The organism is Rhodoferax sp. ZS1R8 (assembly GCF_056521325.1).
This window is the reverse complement of the sequence record NZ_JBWMBA010000003.1, coordinates 592,977-610,589: the sequence shown is the minus strand read 5'-3', so window position 1 is coordinate 610,589 and position 17,613 is coordinate 592,977. Positions and strand designations below refer to the sequence as shown.

General features: G+C 58.5%; 12 protein-coding genes. 5 read left to right on the top strand and 7 right to left on the bottom strand.

The features are described from left to right. Positions 1-44 precede the first annotated feature (44 nt). On the top strand, positions 45-1,691 hold the full coding sequence (locus AC097P_RS13720; RefSeq protein WP_479610972.1) for an aminotransferase class III-fold pyridoxal phosphate-dependent enzyme: 1,647 nt from the start codon (positions 45-47) through the stop codon (positions 1,689-1,691). Positions 1,692-1,730: 39 nt separating this feature from the next. Here AC097P_RS13720 and AC097P_RS13715 read toward each other — a convergent pair whose 3' ends face one another. Further along, complete coding sequence (locus tag AC097P_RS13715; RefSeq protein ID WP_479610971.1) at positions 1,731-2,339, bottom strand: hypothetical protein; 609 nt, start codon at positions 2,337-2,339, stop codon at positions 1,731-1,733. Positions 2,340-2,463: 124 nt separating this feature from the next. After that, entirely contained in the window at positions 2,464-3,786 is a 1,323-nt protein-coding gene (locus AC097P_RS13710) for a UDP-glucose dehydrogenase family protein (protein ID WP_479610970.1), read from the bottom strand. 195 nt (positions 3,787-3,981) lie between these two features. On the opposite strand from AC097P_RS13710, the gene AC097P_RS13705 reads away from it, so the two are divergent. Beyond that, entirely contained in the window at positions 3,982-4,806 is an 825-nt protein-coding gene (locus AC097P_RS13705; protein WP_479610969.1) for a hypothetical protein, read from the top strand. Positions 4,807-4,853: 47 nt separating this feature from the next. Here AC097P_RS13705 and AC097P_RS13700 read toward each other — a convergent pair whose 3' ends face one another. From AC097P_RS13700 to AC097P_RS13690, 3 genes are all read right to left on the bottom strand, one after another. Continuing rightward, positions 4,854-5,747, bottom strand: coding sequence for a DMT family transporter (locus tag AC097P_RS13700; RefSeq protein ID WP_479610968.1), 894 nt, complete (start codon positions 5,745-5,747; stop codon positions 4,854-4,856). Positions 5,748-5,780: 33 nt separating this feature from the next. Beyond that, positions 5,781-6,377 carry an ATP-dependent Clp protease proteolytic subunit gene (locus AC097P_RS13695; protein WP_479610967.1) on the bottom strand — a complete coding sequence of 199 codons (597 nt, stop codon included), beginning with the start codon at positions 6,375-6,377 and terminating at the stop codon, positions 5,781-5,783. A 129-nt stretch (positions 6,378-6,506) separates the two neighbouring features. Further along, positions 6,507-7,295 (bottom strand): hypothetical protein, encoded by a 789-nt coding sequence (locus AC097P_RS13690; RefSeq protein WP_479610966.1) that lies wholly within the window; start codon positions 7,293-7,295, stop codon positions 6,507-6,509. Positions 7,296-7,559: 264 nt separating this feature from the next. Between AC097P_RS13690 and AC097P_RS13685 the strand changes: the two genes are divergently transcribed. Both AC097P_RS13685 and AC097P_RS13680 read left to right on the top strand, forming a co-directional pair. After that, positions 7,560-8,225 carry a hypothetical protein gene (locus AC097P_RS13685; RefSeq protein ID WP_479610965.1) on the top strand — a complete coding sequence of 222 codons (666 nt, stop codon included), beginning with the start codon at positions 7,560-7,562 and terminating at the stop codon, positions 8,223-8,225. Between the two features lie 48 nt (positions 8,226-8,273). Continuing rightward, on the top strand, positions 8,274-8,684 hold the full coding sequence (locus tag AC097P_RS13680; protein ID WP_479610964.1) for a response regulator transcription factor: 411 nt from the start codon (positions 8,274-8,276) through the stop codon (positions 8,682-8,684). Between the two features lie 32 nt (positions 8,685-8,716). On the opposite strand, the gene AC097P_RS13675 is transcribed toward AC097P_RS13680, so the two are convergent. Both AC097P_RS13675 and AC097P_RS13670 read right to left on the bottom strand, forming a co-directional pair. Then, a complete protein-coding gene (locus AC097P_RS13675) occupies positions 8,717-9,448 on the bottom strand; it encodes a Crp/Fnr family transcriptional regulator (RefSeq protein ID WP_479610963.1) in 732 nt (243 codons plus the stop codon). Positions 9,449-9,770: 322 nt separating this feature from the next. After that, positions 9,771-10,160, bottom strand: coding sequence for a response regulator (locus AC097P_RS13670; RefSeq protein ID WP_479610962.1), 390 nt, complete (start codon positions 10,158-10,160; stop codon positions 9,771-9,773). A gap of 436 nt (positions 10,161-10,596) precedes the next feature. On the opposite strand from AC097P_RS13670, the gene AC097P_RS13665 reads away from it, so the two are divergent. Next, positions 10,597-17,610 (top strand): HAMP domain-containing protein, encoded by a 7,014-nt coding sequence (locus AC097P_RS13665; protein WP_479611076.1) that lies wholly within the window; start codon positions 10,597-10,599, stop codon positions 17,608-17,610. The last annotated feature ends 3 nt before the right edge of the window (positions 17,611-17,613 follow it).

The following is a 17,613-nucleotide window of genomic DNA, read 5'->3' as shown; positions in this document are numbered from 1 at the left end:
GTTTGTTATGAAAAAAGGTGTGCCCCGTGAATGAAATGATTGGTATGAATACCCTGTTGCTCTATGGCGTCAGCACCGCCGCGTTTGTACTGGGTCTGCGGCGCGTGCAGCAGCGCGCCGAGTTGTCGCTGGCCAAGCACCGATCGCTGGCGGGCCACCCGCGCATAGCACGCCGCGTGGCTGCGCTGTTGCCCAACTACCGCTATAGCGAGGATGAAGCTTTTGGCGTGGATGGGGCGCCACCCGACGTGGTTGCCAAGCGCCGACTGGCCTTTGAGGCATTGGTGATGGAGATCAGCCGACGTTTCCCCAAGAGCCTGAAGGAAAGTGCGGACGTGGCCAGCGGCCTGTCGGACCTGCAATTTGTCAGCGCCTACCGCATACCGTTTCAGTTCAGAAACCTGGCGGAGCGTGGTCTGAAGACGGGGTCGTTTGTGCAGGCCACCAGTGGCGTCACCATCACCGATCTGGACGGCAATCCCTTCTATGACCTGACCGGTTCCTACGGCGTCAACCTGTTTGGCAACGACTTCTACAAGGAATGCATTGCGCAGGGCGCCGAGGCAGTGGGCACGCTGGGCCCGGTGCTGGGCTCCTACCACCCAGTGGTGGCGGATAACGTGGCGCGCCTGAAGCGCATCTCGGGCATGGACGAAGTCTCGTTCCACATGTCGGGCACCGAGGCGGTCATGCAAGCCGTGCGCCTGGCGCGATACCACAGCGGCCGCGACAAGATCGTGCGCTTTTGCGGCTCCTACCATGGCTGGTGGGGCGACGTGCAGCCCGGCATTGGCAACCCTGCCACCGAACGCGACACATTCACGTTGAAAGAAATGGGTAACGCAACATTGCGGGTGCTGCGCAAGCGCAAGGACATCGCCTGCATCCTGGTCAACCCGCTGCAGGCCCTGCACCCCAACGCAGCCGCGCCGGGCGACTCGTCTTTGGTGGACAGCGGGCGCAAGGCCAACTTCTCGCGTGCCGACTACACACAGTGGTTGCAGGAGTTGCGCACCATCTGCGACGAGAAATCCATCGCCCTGATTTTTGACGAGGTGTTTGTCGGCTTTCGCCTGGCCCCGGGTGGGGCGCAGGAGTACTTCGGCGTGCGCGCTGACATGGTCACCTATGGCAAGACCCTGGGTGGTGGCTTGCCGATTGGCGTGGTGTGCGGCAAGCGCACCTGGATGCAGCGCTTCAACCACGCAGCCCCGGCCGACATCTGCTTTGCCCGCGGCACCTTCAATTCGCACCCTTATGTGATGGGCGCCATGAATGCTTTCTTGCAGCGCCTGGACAGCGCTGCCATTCAAGCGGTGTATGCCAATCTGGATGACACCTGGAACCGGCGTGCCCAGGCGCTGAACTTGCGCCTGCAACAGGCAGGTCTGCCGGTGCAAGTGGCCAATCTGTCGTCGATCTGGACGGTTTTGTACACGCAGCCCGCCTGCTACAACTGGTTGTTTCAGCACTATTTGCGCCTGGAAGGCCTGGCCTTGAGTTGGGTGGGAACGGGCAGGATCATTTTCAGCTTGAACTACACCGAAGCCGACTTTGACGCGGTGGCCGATCGCTTTGTACAAGCTGCCCACAAGATGCAGCAAGATGGCTGGTGGTGGAGCAACGCTGCGCTGACCAACCAATCCATCAAGCGGCGCATCCTGCGCGAGATGCTGGTGGCCAAGCTGTAAGCCCCAGGCCTGCCCCGCAGCAGGGCAGGTTGCTGCACATCAGGTCTGGTGCACGCCCTTGCGCGGCTCAATCAGCTCGCCGCGCAGCAGGGCCAGCGGGGCCTTGTGGTACAGGTAGATGTCGTGGAAGGGGTCGGTCAGTATCTTGGTCATCCAGACCAGCCCTGACATCACGTCCTTCAGAAAGAACAGGTGTACGGTCCTGAAAACCAGGCCACCCACACCAATCCACAGCCAGATCCAACCCGTGCTGTGAACAAATCCGTCCAGGCCGGGGCGGGGTTCCAGCAGTCCCATCAAGCTGGGGTCAATCATCAACACGAGTGGGGCAGCGGCCCAAATCGTCAGCAACACAATTTTGCGGCGCAGGTTGTAGCCCACCTTGATGGCCTCCTTGTGCTCCTGTGAGGCTTGGTTGACCTCGTCATAACCCAGTGGCTCAAAGAAGAAGTGCCCCGACTGCCGTGTGGTCATGGATACCAGCCAGGCAATCAGCGCTGCCACGGCAGGGTCCTTGAACAGCATGACATACGCCACGACAAAGCTGATGGCGCTGACCAGATGCAATGACTGGTTGATGCGGCTGTGGTGGTAGTAGCGGTGGTCGTCCCAGCGCTGGATGGCAAGTTGCCTGAAAAATTCGGACATGGATTGATCGCTCCTGTGCGCGCCAATTTAGTGGCGGTGTGTGGCAGTGTCGTGACAGCCTAAGTGACAGTTCCATGAAAGTGGCGCCCCCACGCGCCACCGCTTCGCCGGTCGCTGTCCAACGCTAACGGCCGATGGCCAAATATTCAAATCCCATGCCACGTACCACTTGCGGGTCGTAGAGGTTGCGGCCGTCAAATATCACCGGCTGCTTGAGCGTGGCCTTGATGGTGTCAAAGTCCGGGCTGCGGAATTCCTTCCACTCGGTCACGATGATCAGCGCATCGGCGCCATTCAGACACTCGGTCTGCGAAGTCGCAAAACGCAGGTGCGGCTCGTTGCCATAGACGCGCCGCGTGGCATCCATGGCGACCGGGTCGTAGGCGGTAACTGTCGCGCCTGCGGCCAGCAAGTCGTTGATGACCGTCAGGCTGCTGGCCTCGCGCATGTCATCGGTGTTGGCTTTGAAAGCCAGGCCCCACAGCGCGAAGTGGCGCCCTTGCAAATGGCTGCCAAACCGCGCTTTGACCTTCTTGCCCAGCACGTGTTTTTGCGCCTGGTTGGCGGACTCCACGGCATTGAGGACCTTGAGGTCTATGTCGGCGGCAAAGGCTGCGGAGTGGATCAGGGCTTTGACATCCTTTGGGAAGCATGAGCCGCCATACCCGGCCCCGGCGTACAGGAAGTCGTAGCCAATGCGTGGATCGCTGCCAATGCCCTTGCGCACGCTCTCGATGTCGGCGCCGATCTTTTCTGCCAGATTGGCCAGCTCGTTCATGAAACTGATGCGCGTGGCCAGCATGGCGTTGGCGGCGTATTTGGTCAGCTCAGCGCTGCGGATGTCCATCAACACCATGCGCTCGTGGTGACGCTGAAACGGGGCGTACAGCGCCCGCATGTTCAGCGCGGCCTGCTCGTCTTCATAACCCAGCACAATGCGACCCGGCCGCATGAAGTCGTCAATCGCGGCGCCTTCCTTGAGAAACTCCGGGTTGGATACGACGCTGAACGGGGTGTCCACACCCCGCGCCTTCAGCTCTTGCTGGATCGCTGCCTTGACGGCATCGGCCGTACCCACCGGCACCGTGCTCTTGTCCACGACCACTTTGTAGTCGTTCATGTAGCGGCCGATATTGCGCGCCGCTTCCATCACATAGTGCACATCGGCGCTGCCGTCCTCGCCCTGGGGCGTACCCACGGCGATGAACTGCACGGTGCCAAAGTGCGTGGCGACCTGTACATCGTTGGTGAAGTGCAGGCGCCCTGCGCTGGCATTGCGCCGCACCATGTCTTGCAGGCCAGGCTCGTAAATTGGTATCTCGCCGTTCTGCAGGCGGCTGACCTTGTCGGCGTCCGTGTCAAAACACATCACATCGTTGCCCACCTCTGACAGGCAGGTGCCGGTGACCAGGCCAACATAGCCCGTTCCAATGACGGAGATTTTCATATGCGCAGGCCCGATCAGAGTAAATCTGAACAGTTTGTCCGTGCAGTGCGAAAGTTTTGTGACGGCCGTGAAGGGGTAGAGCTTCTGTCACACCTTCGACATACTTCTGTCGCAATCGTCACGGCGTGCTATGAAAAACGATATATATTGTTTATACCGTTGACAAGCGCATCCCTTGCAGTGCACGATGGCGACATGTCAACCGAAGTGCTTATGTGGTGGTGTTTGCTTTGCGCAATCAGTGTGGTGAATTTGGTTGGACTGTCTCTTTCAGTACCAGCACTCGTGCGACGTCACGGCAGTCTGCCTGCTGAAGTCTATGCCGCTAGGCGGTTGCAGTTGTTGCTCTCAGCAGGATATGTTTTGGGCTGCGCCTATCGCTCGGCCCTGCCGGTCTACGATGTGCAGCGGCTTTGCCTTGTTGATTCCTGGATGTCTAGTGTCATTGTCGGCAGAACAGTCGCGACCGTTGCCGAAATCTGTTTTGTGACGCAGTGGGCGTTGTTGTTGCATGAGTTGTCACGCGCGACGCAGAGCAAGATAGGTTGCGCGACGGCGTGTGGCATTGTCCCAATAATCGCCCTTGCGGAAGTCTTCTCGTGGTACTCGGTTCTCACGACTTCGAATATCGGCCATGTGGTTGAAGAGTCGCTCTGGGGTGTCAGTGCAGCTTTGCTGGTGGTAAGTTTGGCGAGCATCTGGCCCCGGTCTTCCTTACCCTTGCGCCCCTATCTTGCGGTGTTTGGCTTGGTCGGTGCAGGATACGTCTGGTACATGTTCGCTGTGGATGTACCGATGTACTGGCTTCGTTGGCTATCGGATGAAGCGAGTGGGCGGATGTATCTCGGAGTTGTGCAGGGAATTGTTGACGCATCTTCGCGATGGGTCGTCTCACACAGGTGGCAGGATTGGCAGAGCGAAGTGGTATGGATGTCGCTGTACTTCAGTGTCGCGGTTTGGCTTAGCATTGCCTTGGTGCATGTCCCATTGCTGGAGCGTCGAGGAGTTCCGATGCATTGAGGCATTGGCGAAATGGAGCCAATCTTGTCGTCCTTGTCGAAAAGCCGCTACTTTCGGGCCAGCCATACGCCGAAGACCGTCAAAGCCATGCCTACCAATGCCAAGCCTGTCAATGTTTCGCCGAACAGTGCCCAGGCAATCAGTGCGGTAGTGGGGGGTGTGAGGTAGAAAAGACTTGCGATGTTCACTGCACTGCCGCTGCGGATCAGCACGTTCAGCAGGCTCACAGCACCTAGCGATAACACCAACACCAGCCAGCCCAGCGCAAAGAGGAAAGAGCCTGTCCAGTGCACCTGCATGGTTTCGGTCTGGGCCGCTGCCAGCGCCGTGACGGCCAAGCAGGGCAAAAACTGGACCACCGAACCCGAGCGCAGGTCAAAAGAATGACAAAAGCGCTTTTGGTACAGGGTGCCAACGGTGATGCCCAAAAGTGCCACCAGAGCCGGCATAAGCATGGCCCACAACGCACTCCCTGTTGCGTTGGCGACCAGCTTGTGCGCAACAACCAACCCCACACCCACAAAGCCCAAGGCCAAGCCAGCCCATTGTGTTGGACGTACCCGTTCGCCCAGTAGCGCGCCTGCTCCCAAGGCGGTCAGCACCGGCTGCAGCCCGACCACAAGGGCGGTGACGCCGGCAGGCAAGCCCCGGCTGATGGCCGTGAACACGCCGCCCAGGTAAATCGCATGGACGAAGAGTCCTGACACTCCGATGTGAAACCACTCTCGCGTCGTACGTGGCCAAGGTGCACGGGTGAGCCAGGCGACGGCTCCCATCAGCACCAGGACGACCAGGTAGCGTATGGCTAGGAAGGTCAGCGGTTCCGCATCTGGAAGTCCGAATTTGGCTCCAATGAATCCAGTGCTCCACAGTGCGACAAAGAGCAATGGCAAGAACGTAGCCAGCGTGTTGGAGCGGGTGACTGTTGCGTTTGAGGGCATCCACCGAGTATAGAAACGCTGACCGCGGCAAGCTCAAGAGGCGCTGATTTCGGTCTTTCGCTCAATGATGCGTGACACCAGTCCATACTCAACTGCTTCCTCAGCCGATAGCCATCGGTCCCGCTCGATGTCGAGGAGCACCACCTCCAAGGACTTGCCCGTTTCACGCGCGATCGTACGTGCGATGCGTTCGCGGGCTTTGACGATTTCGCGGGCTTGTATCGCTATGTCGCTGGCCGGCCCACCGGCACCTCCGCTGGGCTGGTGGATCAGAAAGCGCGTATTCGGCAGGCAGTAGCGCCGCTCGCGCGACACTGCCAGGTACAGATGGGTGGCGGCGCTGCCGACCCAACCGGTCCCAATTATGTTCACTGGCGCGGCAATGAAGCGCAGGACGTCGTGGATGGCGTCTCCTGATTCCAAATGCCCCCCCGGTGAGCTGACCAGCACATCGATGGGGTCGGCGCTCTCTGCGTCCAGAGCAATGAGCCGGCGCGTCACGTCGGCGGCAGTGGTGTCGGTGATGGAGCCGAAGATCAGCAGAGTTCTGGCCTTGAAGGCTTTTTCCTCTAGGTAAGTGGTGCGCCGCTCGCTTGTGCTGGCTTGCGGCGTTGTATCGGGGGCATTCATGATCAGGTCCTCATAAAAGACATTTAGGCTTCTAGCCCTCGTGGGATGCGCGTGAGCAGCTATTTAATTTGTAGCGTGCCTTGCGTTGTTTTTGGTGAGGCTTCACCGGGCCGCGGCCTTCATAGCGTGTCAAAACCGGGCCTTTAGGAAAACCGTCGGTCCGTCAAGCTTCAGATTCAACTTTCCGTTGTCGGCATCCGAGTCGACTTTCACGCGGGTCGCGCTGTACTCCGCGCCCACACCAACGTGCTCTGAAAAAAACCACTCCGCACCGATGGCACCGTTGTATACGTGGCCGTGCACGTTGCCACCGGCCTTTTCAATGCCGGACAGGTCGACATACATCCTGGCCTTTGGAGAAAACGCGTGGCGCCACCCGAGCTGTACCATCGGCGCAACGGCGTCAGCGCTGTAGGCGGCATTGCCAGAGTCGGAGGAATTGTTGAGGGTGTTTACCGCGCTGCCGTCCAACCCGAAGCGAATGCGATAGTAGGCGGCACCGAGTCCAAGGCCGATCACGTCTGAGCCGTGGCCGAACCACCATTTGTAAGACGCATTTGCCAGATCGAGGGCCACGTACCCGGAAGCACTTCCCGAAAGGGTGACGCCAGTTTGGTCTACGGAAGATGAACGGTTCAGGCTATCTGAATACCTGCGGTAGAACCCATAGTAGTCCAGCGCGAAGCCCTGGCTTTCGCCGAGCAAGAAGTCGAGTTTTACACGTGGGATAGCGACTTGGTGCGAAGAAATGTCACCCGAGTTGACTGTGCCGAACCGTGTGTTGGTACTGACGTTTGCTTCTGGATTGACGATGTAGTTCCCGACAGAAATGCTTGCGGTGTCAAGGGCTTCTGACTGCTGTGCAAAGGCGCCCACCGGTGCGGCTTGTGCCGCCCAAAATATCGCCAGTAGCGACATACGCCGTAAAGAAGGTGTGCAAGTCATCATGTTCTAGGTTTTGCAATTGATACACAGAGGGCTGATCGGCGCCCTTTGCCTCCATACAACTGTAGAAATGCGCAAATACCCCGGTCTGTGCGGTCATGCACACAGGCGCAAACGCAACGCCATACGCATAAGTCAGCACATGCCATGCCCGTTTTTCGGCCAAAATACAGTGGCAGCTAAGGTGCCCGTATTGCCGTGTGCAGGGGCGAACTAATGATCTGGGAGCGAAAATACATGAGTAATTGGACGCCACCGCCGGTGGATACGTCAAAAGTGGAGTCTGCAAGATACGCGCTCGTTCGGCGACTGGGCTACGTATTTCGCCATCACTTGGTTGTGAATCTGCAACCGCTTAGCATGGTGTGCCAGGTCATGCGCCATCGGATGGGCGCTACCCCGGTAGACGTGCCTGCCTTGCTTGACAGTGTGGACCAAGTTGAACGGCTCGTCCGAGCATCTATTGATGCCAGCACTGAGGTGGTGTCATGGCTCACCGCTGAGACCCAGTCGGGCGTGCCCCTTAGCAGTGTCGTCGCTGAGTGTCTTTCCAATGTACGCAGCAGTTTCTCTTTTCGCGGTTTCGCGATCCATTACGAAGATGCCCTAGAGGACAGGCCTGTTAGTCAAACGGCTGTGAGAGAAGTCCTGACAGCTGCGTTGATCGCAGCAACCGATCACGCAAAAGGCTGGAGCGAGCTGGTGGTAGGGGTATCAACCGGCGAAGATGCAGTTGAGATATCCGTCGAAACGCGCCAAGGCTCCCAAGCTTCGCATAGAGAACGTGATGCCTACCGTTTGCTCGATTGGGACGACGTGCAGTGGTTGGCCAACGCACACGGGCTGTTGGTTGAGCAAATTTCCCCAGAGTTGGTCAAAATACGCGTTCCGCATATGGGTTAAGTTGGATCAAGTAGGCGTAAATGTTCGGCTGGCAGTATTTCCATACACATGCAGTTGCTTAAAACGTATATTGTCGAGGACAGCAAAATCATTCGGGACAGCTTGATTGCTGCGCTTGAGGAAATGGCGCCCATCCAGGTTGTGGGCTATGCAGAGGATGAACTTGCTGCCGTGCGGTGGCTGAATGATGGTGAAAACCAGGCAGACCTCGTCATCGTAGACATCTTTTTGAAGCAAGGCTCGGGGCTTGGGGTTTTGGGCTCCACGAACCGTGTGCAAACGCTTCGAACCATGGTCGTGTTGAGTAACCACGCTACGCCCGAGATACGGCGCAAGTGCACTGAGTTGGGTGCCAACAGGGTGTTCGACAAGTCCAATGAGTTGGACGCCCTGATGCTTTACTGCGAGCGCTTGGCGTCAGGAGAGGTGGGCAATAGCGTGCGAAGCGAACTGAGCTGATCTAGGGCAGCCAGTTCGCTCAAACAACGCCCTTACGCTGCCAGCGGCAAGGGTAGCAAGCGCTGGTATTCCTTCTTAGATACGGCATAGCATTCGCAAGTTTTTTCTTCCAGGCGTTCGCGATCAAGTACAACAATGTGTCCGCGACGATAGCGGATAAGTCCTTCATCCTGCAGCTTATGCGCGGCAACTGTGATTCCCTCACGCCTCACGCCGAGCAAGTTGGCCGCCAATTCGTGTGTCATATCGAGCTCGTCGGATGGCAGGCGATCCAGGCCCAGCAGAAGCCGGCGGCAAAATTGCTGGTCGATTGAGTGGTAGCGATTGCAAACGGCTGTCTGGGCCATTTGTGCCAGCACTGTTTGGGCGTAGCGCATAACAACTTTCATGACTTCGCAGCAGGTTTCAATTTCCGCCTTGACAAAGCGTGTGCTGAGACGGAAAGCGCGTCCGGCGCTCTGTACAACCGCGTCCGTAGCGGCAGCGTCTGATCCCAACAAGGTGGAGATACCCACAACGCCGTCGTTGCCAACCACCGCTACCTCAGCCGATGCACCTTCTTGGGTCATGGTCATCAGCGAGACGATGGCGGTGGTGGGAAAGTACACATATTCGGGGTCACGGCCGCAAGCAAACAGGATTTGGCCGCGTGACAGCTCAACCAATTCCATGCGGGGCTGCCAACGATTCATATCCTCCCGGGGCAAAGCGGCCAGCAACTGATTTTGTTGTACGCCAAAGGGGTATTGGTGTGTTGTTCCCATGGGAGCTCTCCTTGGATTGTGTGAGGCTCTATCGTCCCGGAATAGGCAGGAAGCCGTAATAGGCGAACACCGCGAACGGATGTCGGACTTGTCCTACAAGGCTAAGCCAGGGGGAACGTCCTCAAGCGCCTCACGAAGTCGCCGCAGTACTGGGGTTTCAGCAAAGGGGTCTGCAAGAAGATCGTTCACCGTCCAGCAGCGCCAACTCGCCGTTGCACCGCTCGGAGAGACCACGTACAACCTGCGCAGCCGCCAGCTTTCATCCTTGTAGCGGCCGCTATTGATGCGTTGAGCGCTGGCTCCAGCCGGTACGTCATCACCCCTATTCTGTCAAGGCGTAGCGAGGCTGCAGTATGCGCAGCAGGCTGGTCAGTTCAAAGGGTTTTTGAAAATAGTGATCCACCAAATTGAAGGTATCGGTCACCCGCATATCGTTGGGATCCAAGCCAGTCATGGCCAGCAGAATCACGTCATCCCCGGAAGTCGCGCGGAGTCGCTTGGCGAGCTCCAGGCCATCCATACCCGGCATGCAAATGTCGAATAGCACGCAATGGGGCTTGAAGCTATGCATAACCGCGATAGCCTCATCGCCATTATTTGCAGTCTTGGCTTCCATGCCATACGTCTCCAATGCCATGGCAAGCGTATCCGCGTTGTCGGCGAGATCGTCAACAATGGCGACACGCAAGCGTTCGCTGGAATTGGGGCTCATATCTCTCTGCAACTTTCGGTGGATTGGGGAAGAGGGTGCACGACTTGAAGCCGTCGGGGTGCTAGTCCGGTAACCGCCTCTACAGTAACTGGTGTTGACAGGCGCGTCAACTCAAAGCAGCGCAAAGCGCGCACGGGTAACACTTGGATACATTTCTGTTGGACGTGCGCGCCGATGTAGAGAACCATGGCCTTTGTCCAATGCCCGCTCCTGTAATATTGGTCGGCCAAGAGACACGGTTTGCTACCGAAAAAGGTCAAGTGTCTGTTCTTTTCGACGGAATTCTCACCCTAGGGAGATATATATGGATCAGGCCGTTCGAGCACTGCCGAAGACACCCGCGGCACGCAAGCGTTCAAAACCCCAGCCAGAATCGATGACAAGTGGTCAGGGTGACGCGGCCGAGACGCGGTCTCGGCAAATATTGGCAGCCTTGATGGCGTTTGAAGGGGGCGACTTTACCGCGCAGTTGCCTACCGTTTGGGGTGGAACTGATGGCCGCATTGCGGAGTGCTTCAACCGAACCATTGGCAACGCCAAGCGCCTCACACTGGAAACTTTCCGCGTCAGCTCTACGGTGGGAAAAGAGGGGCGGCTTTCGCAGCGCATGTCCGTTCCCGGAGCCTCAGGCAGTTGGGTGGAGCAGGTCGATTCGCTCAATACGCTCATAGACGATTTGGTCCGCCCAACGACGGAAATCGCCAGAACGATTGGCGCGGTTGCGAAGGGTGATCTGGGCCAGTCCATGGACTTGCAGGTTGATGGGCGTGCGCTGAAGGGCGAGTTCTTGCGCTCAGCCAAGCTCGTCAATTCGATGATCGAACAGCTGTCTGTGTTCACGTCCGAGGTGACGCGCGTGGCCCGCGAGGTAGGCACCGAGGGCAAATTGGGAGGCCAGGCCAAGGTCAAGGGTGTGTCTGGCGTCTGGAAAGATCTGACGGACTCTGTTAACCAGATGGCCGGCAATCTGACGGCGCAGGTGCGCAATATTGCTGATGTGACGATCGCGGTTGCCAATGGCGACTTGTCCAAAAAAATCACGGTCGACGTGCGCGGCGAAATTTTGCAATTGAAGGAAGCCACCAACACCATGGTGGACCAATTGCGCTCCTTCGCATCTGAGGTGACCCGCGTTGCGCGCGAGGTGGGTACCGACGGGCGCTTGGGTGGCCAGGCCGTGGTTCCCGGCGTGGCCGGCACGTGGAAGGACTTGACCGACTCGGTCAACTCCATGGCCAACAATTTGACATCCCAAGTCCGCAATATTGCGACTGTCACCACCGCCGTGGCGCGGGGTGACTTGAGCCGCAAGATCACTGTGGACGTGAAAGGCGAAATTCTGGAGCTCAAGGAAACCATCAACACCATGGTGGACCAGTTGAACGGCTTCTCGTCGGAGGTGACCCGGGTCGCGCGCGAGGTGGGTACCGAGGGCAAGCTGGGCGGCCAGGCCGTGGTGCCGGGTATCGCCGGCACGTGGAAAGACTTGACCGACTCGGTGAACTCCATGGCGTCCAATCTGACGGGCCAGGTGCGAAACATCGCGGGTGTGGCCACTGCGATTGCCAAGGGCGACTTGTCGTCCAAGATCACAGTGGAAGTCAAAGGAGAAATCCTAGCGCTGAAGGAAACCATCAACACGATGGTCGACCAGTTGAACGGTTTTGCGTCCGAGGTCACGCGGGTTGCGCGGGAGGTGGGCACCGAAGGCAAGCTGGGCGGCCAGGCCCAGGTGCCTGGCGTGGCTGGCACGTGGAAGGACTTGACCGACAACGTCAACTTCATGGCGTCCAACCTGACAGGCCAGGTGCGCAATATTGCCGACGTGACCACTGCGGTGGCGAACGGCGACTTGTCCAAAACCATCACGGTGGACGTCAAGGGCGAAATTCTGGAGTTGAAGAACACCATCAATACGATGGTGGACCAGTTGAATGGTTTTGCCTCTGAGGTCACCCGCGTTGCGCGCGAGGTCGGCACTGAAGGCAAGCTGGGCGGCCAGGCACAGGTGCCGGGTGTGGCCGGCACGTGGAAGGATTTGACCGACTCGGTGAACTTCATGGCGTCCAACCTGACCGGGCAGGTCCGCAATATTGCGGAGGTGACCACGGCCGTGGCGCGGGGTGACTTGTCCAAGAAAATCACCGCTGACGTGCGCGGTGAGATTCTGGAACTGAAGAACACCATCAACACGATGGTCGACCAGCTGAACGGATTCGCCGGCGAGGTCAGCCGTGTGGCGCGTGAGGTGGGTACCGAAGGCGCCCTGGGCGGCCAGGCCCAGGTGCTGGACGTGGCCGGTATCTGGAAGGATCTGACGGACAACGTGAACTCCATGGCTTCCAACCTGACAGCCCAGGTGCGCAATATTGCCGACGTGGCCACCGCGGTGGCCAACGGCGACTTGTCCAAGAAGATCACGGTGGACGTGAAGGGTGAAATCCTGGAACTGAAGAACACCATCAACACGATGGTCGACCAGTTGAACGGCTTCGCCGGAGAAGTGACCCGTGTTGCTCGCGAGGTAGGTACCGACGGCAAGCTGGGCGGCCAGGCCCAGGTGCGGGGCGTGGCCGGCACGTGGAAAGATTTGACCGACAACGTCAACTCCATGGCCAACAACTTGACGGGCCAAGTGCGCAATATTGCTGACGTGACCACGGCGGTGGCCCGCGGCGATTTGTCGCGCAAGATCACGGTTGAAGTGAAGGGCGAGATTCTGGAACTGAAGAACACCATCAACGTCATGGTCGATCAGCTGAACGGCTTTGCGTCCGAGGTAACCCGGGTTGCGCGTGAGGTGGGTACCGAAGGCAAGCTGGGCGGCCAGGCGCAGGTGCCGGGTGTGGCTGGTACGTGGAAAGATTTGACCGACAACGTGAACTTCATGGCGTCCAACCTGACGGGTCAGGTGCGCAATATTGCCGACGTGGCCACGGCCATTGCCCGCGGAGACCTCTCCCGCAAGATCACGGTGGAGGTCAAGGGAGAGATTCTGCAGCTGAAGCAAACCATGAACACCATGGTGGACCAGTTGAACGCCTTTGCCGGCGAGGTCAGCCGCGTGGCGCGCGAGGTGGGCACCGACGGCAAACTGGGCGGCCAGGCCGCGGTCGAAGGTGTGGCCGGTACGTGGAAAGATTTGACCGACAACGTCAACTCCATGGCCGCCAACCTGACCGGCCAGGTGCGCAATATTGCCGAGGTGACGATTGCGGTGGCCAACGGCGATTTGTCCAAAAAGATCACCGTGGACGTGCGCGGCGAAATTCTGGAGCTGAAGGAAACCATCAACACCATGGTGGACCAGTTGCGCTCCTTCGCGGCCGAGGTGAGCCGCGTGGCGCGAGAGGTCGGTACCGACGGCAAGCTGGGCGGCCAGGCGCAGGTGCCAGGCGTGGCCGGCACGTGGAAGGATTTGACCGACAACGTGAACTCCATGGCCAACAATTTGACCGGCCAGGTGCGCAATATTGCCGACGTGGCCACCGCCATTGCGCGGGGCGACTTGGGCCGGAAGATCACGGTGGACGTGAAGGGCGAAATTCTGCAGTTGAAGGAAACCATGAACACCATGGTTGACCAGCTCTCGGCCTTTGCGTCCGAGGTTACGCGGGTGGCGCGTGAAGTAGGTACCGAGGGCAAGCTGGGCGGCCAGGCTGCCGTGCCAGGTGTGGCGGGCACGTGGAAGGATTTGACCGACAACGTGAACTCCATGGCCTCCAACCTGACCGGTCAGGTGCGCAATATTGCCGAGGTGACGATTGCGGTCGCGAATGGTGACTTGTCCAAAAAAATCACCGTGGACGTGCGCGGCGAAATCTTGCAGCTCAAGGAAACCATCAACACGATGGTGGAGCAGCTTCGCTCCTTCGCATCCGAAGTGACGCGGGTCGCGCGTGAGGTGGGTACCGAAGGCCGCTTAGGCGTGCAGGCCGTGGTGCCCGGTGTGGCCGGTACCTGGAAGGATTTGACCGATTCGGTCAACACCATGGGAGCCAACCTGACATCCCAGGTGCGCAATATTGCCGAGGTGACCACCGCAGTAGCCCGTGGTGACTTGAACCGCAAGATCACGGTGGACGTCAAGGGTGAAATTCTGGAGCTGAAGAACACCATCAACACGATGGTCGACCAGTTGAATTCGTTTGCCGGTGAAGTGACCCGTGTGGCGCGTGAGGTGGGTACCGAGGGCAAGCTGGGCGGCCAGGCCCAGGTGGGCGGTGTGGGCGGCACATGGAAAGATTTGACCGATAACGTCAATTTCATGGCGTCCAACCTGACCGAGCAGGTGCGCGGCATTGTGAAGGTGGTGACCGCCGTGGCCGACGGTAATTTGACACAACGGCTGACGGTGCAGGCCAAGGGTGAAGTGGCGGCGCTGGCCGACACCATCAACGGCATGACAGACACGCTGGCCATTTTTGCCGACCAGGTGACGAACGTTGCACGTGAGGTGGGTGTGGATGGACGCTTGGGTGGCCAAGCAAATGTGCCGGGTGCGGCCGGTACCTGGAAAGACTTGACCGGTAACGTGAACCTGTTGGCCGCCAACTTGACGACCCAGGTGCGTGCGATTGCCGAGGTGGCCACCGCGGTGACCAAGGGCGATTTGACGCGTTCCATCCAGGTGGATGCCAAAGGCGAAGTGTCCGAGTTGAAGGACAACATCAACACGATGATCTCCAACCTGCGCGAGACCACGGAAAGTAACCGTGAGCAGGACTGGCTGAAGACCAATCTGGCGCGCTTCACCGGCATGTTGCAGGGGCAACGCGAGCTCAATACCGTGGGGCAGATGCTGCTGTCCGAGCTGGCCGTGCTGGTGGGCGCACACCAGGGCACGGTGTACCACTTCAATATTACAGAGGAGCAGGTTGGCGAACTGGCTTTGTTGTCGAGCTATGCCCAAGACCAGAGCGTTCCCCTCTCCAAGAAGTTGAATCTGGGTGACGGCTTGGTAGGCCAGTGCGCCTTGGAAAAGCGGCGCATTTTGCTGACGGATGCGCCACCCGATTTCGTCACCATCGCGTCCAGCCTGGGCCGATCGCGCCAGGTCAGCGTCGTGGTGTTGCCGGTGCTGTTTGAGAACCAGACCAAGGCCGTGATCGAGCTGGCCTCTCTGCACCCGTTTTCGGTGGTGAATTTGAACTTCCTCGACCAGTTGGCATTGAGCATTGGCGCTGTGTTCAACACCATTGAAGCAACGATGCGCACAGAAGGTCTGCTCACGCAGTCCCAACAGCTGACAGCGGAACTGCAGTCCCGACAAAGTGAATTGCAGCAGACCAATGAAGAGCTGGGCACCAAGGCGCGGCTACTGGCCGAACAAAATGCCGAGGTGGAGCGCAAGAACGCCGAGGTGGAGCAGGCGCGTGGCGCGCTGGAAGAAAAAGCTTCGGAGCTGGCTCTGACATCCAAGTACAAGTCGGAATTCCTGGCCAATATGTCGCACGAATTGCGCACACCGTTGAATTCGATTCTTATTTTGAGCCAACAGCTGGCAGAAAACGCGCCGGGCAATTTGTCTGGCAAACAGGTTGAGTTCTCGCGCAACATCAACTCGTCTGGCTCTGACCTGTTGCACCTGATCAATGACATCCTGGACTTGTCGAAGATCGAGTCGGGCACAGTCACGGTGGAAGTGGAAGAAATCTCTTTTTCGGGGTTGCGCGACAACATTGACCGCAACTTCCGCCACGTCGCGGAAGCCAAGAGCCTGCCGTTCCATATCAATTTTTCCGACAACCTGCCGCGCTCGATGGACAGTGATCCCAAGCGTCTGCAGCAAATTTTGAAGAACCTGCTGTCCAACGCCGTCAAATTTACATCCCAGGGGCAGGTGGAAGTGCGTGTGGGCCTCGCGACCCGCGGCTGGACTGCCGACCATCCTGTGTTGCGTCAGGCGCAGCAGGTGGTTTCCTTTGCGGTGGAAGACACCGGAATCGGTGTTGCCCCAGAGAAGCAACGCTTGATTTTCGAAGCCTTTCAGCAGGCGGATGCAGGCACGTCGCGCAAGTACGGTGGAACGGGGCTGGGCCTTGCGATCAGTCGCGAACTGGCGGCGCTATTGGGCGGTGAAATACGGCTGACCAGCGTGCATGGAGAGGGAAGCGTGTTTACCCTCTATTTGCCGCTGCACTATGCAGGCCCTGAGGGCATGACAGTGGCAACAAGCTCCCAGCAGCAATCGATCGATGCTGTTCACGCCGTCGTTACATTGCCGACGGCGCGCGAGGAGCACATCGCAGACGACCGGGACGATGTGTCACCAGGCGATCTGGTGCTGTTGGTGATCGAAGACGACCCCCACTACGCGCGCATCTTGCTTGGATTGGCGCGCGACAAGGGGTTTAAAGGAGTTGTCGCCACCAAGGGCGCCCATGGTCTTGTGTTGGCGCGCCAATACCAGCCGGCCGCCATCTCTCTGGACATATTTTTGCCCGATATGTTGGGTTGGACCGTGCTCAACCAGCTTAAGCTGGATCCGGGCACACGTCACATACCGGTGCAGATCGTCACGCTGGAAGAGGAGCGGCAGCACGGCTTGTCCCACGGTGCTTATTCGTATTTGGTCAAAGAGCCCACCACGGCCAACCTGGAGCTCGCGTTTGACCGTATCAAGGAATTTACGAAGCCGCGCAACAGGCGTTTGCTGATCGTTGAGGACAATGATGTCGAACGTGATGCCGTCGTAGAGCTACTGGGAGATGACGACATTGAAACCGTCGCCGTCGGCAGTGGCAGCGCGGCGTTGTCCGCCATGCGTGAAAAGAGTTTTGATTGTGTGGTGCTGGACTTGCGCTTGCCCGACATGACGGGTTTCGAACTGTTGGAGCGGGTTCAGGCCGAGCCGCTTCTTGCATCGGTTCCGGTTGTCGTTTTCACCGGCAAAGACCTCAGCCGCGATGAGCAAACCCGGCTGCAATCCATGGCGAAGAGCATTGTGCTGAAGGATGTGCAATCGCCCGAGCGCTTGCTCGATGAGACTGCGCTGTTCTTGCATCGGGTTGTAACGGCGCTGCCGTTGCACAAGCAGGCCATGCTGGACAGGTTGCACAATTCCGCCGAAATCTTGCGCGGCCGCAGTGTGCTGGTGGTGGATGATGACGCGCGCAACATCTTTGCGTTGACTTCGGTGTTGGAAAACCACGATGTCAATGTCATCAGTGCGACCAACGGACGCCAGGCCATCGACATATTGGAAAACACCCCAGAGCTGTCCATGGTGTTGATGGACATCATGATGCCGGAGATGGATGGATATGAGACGATGCGAGAAATCCGCAAAAAGCCGCAATTCCGCACTCTCCCCATCTTGGCACTGACTGCCAAGGCCATGAAGGGCGACCGGGAGAAGTGCCTGGACGCGGGTGCCAGTGACTATATTGCCAAGCCCGTGAACACCGACCAGTTGCTCTCATTGATGCGGGTTTGGCTGTACCGGTGAAAA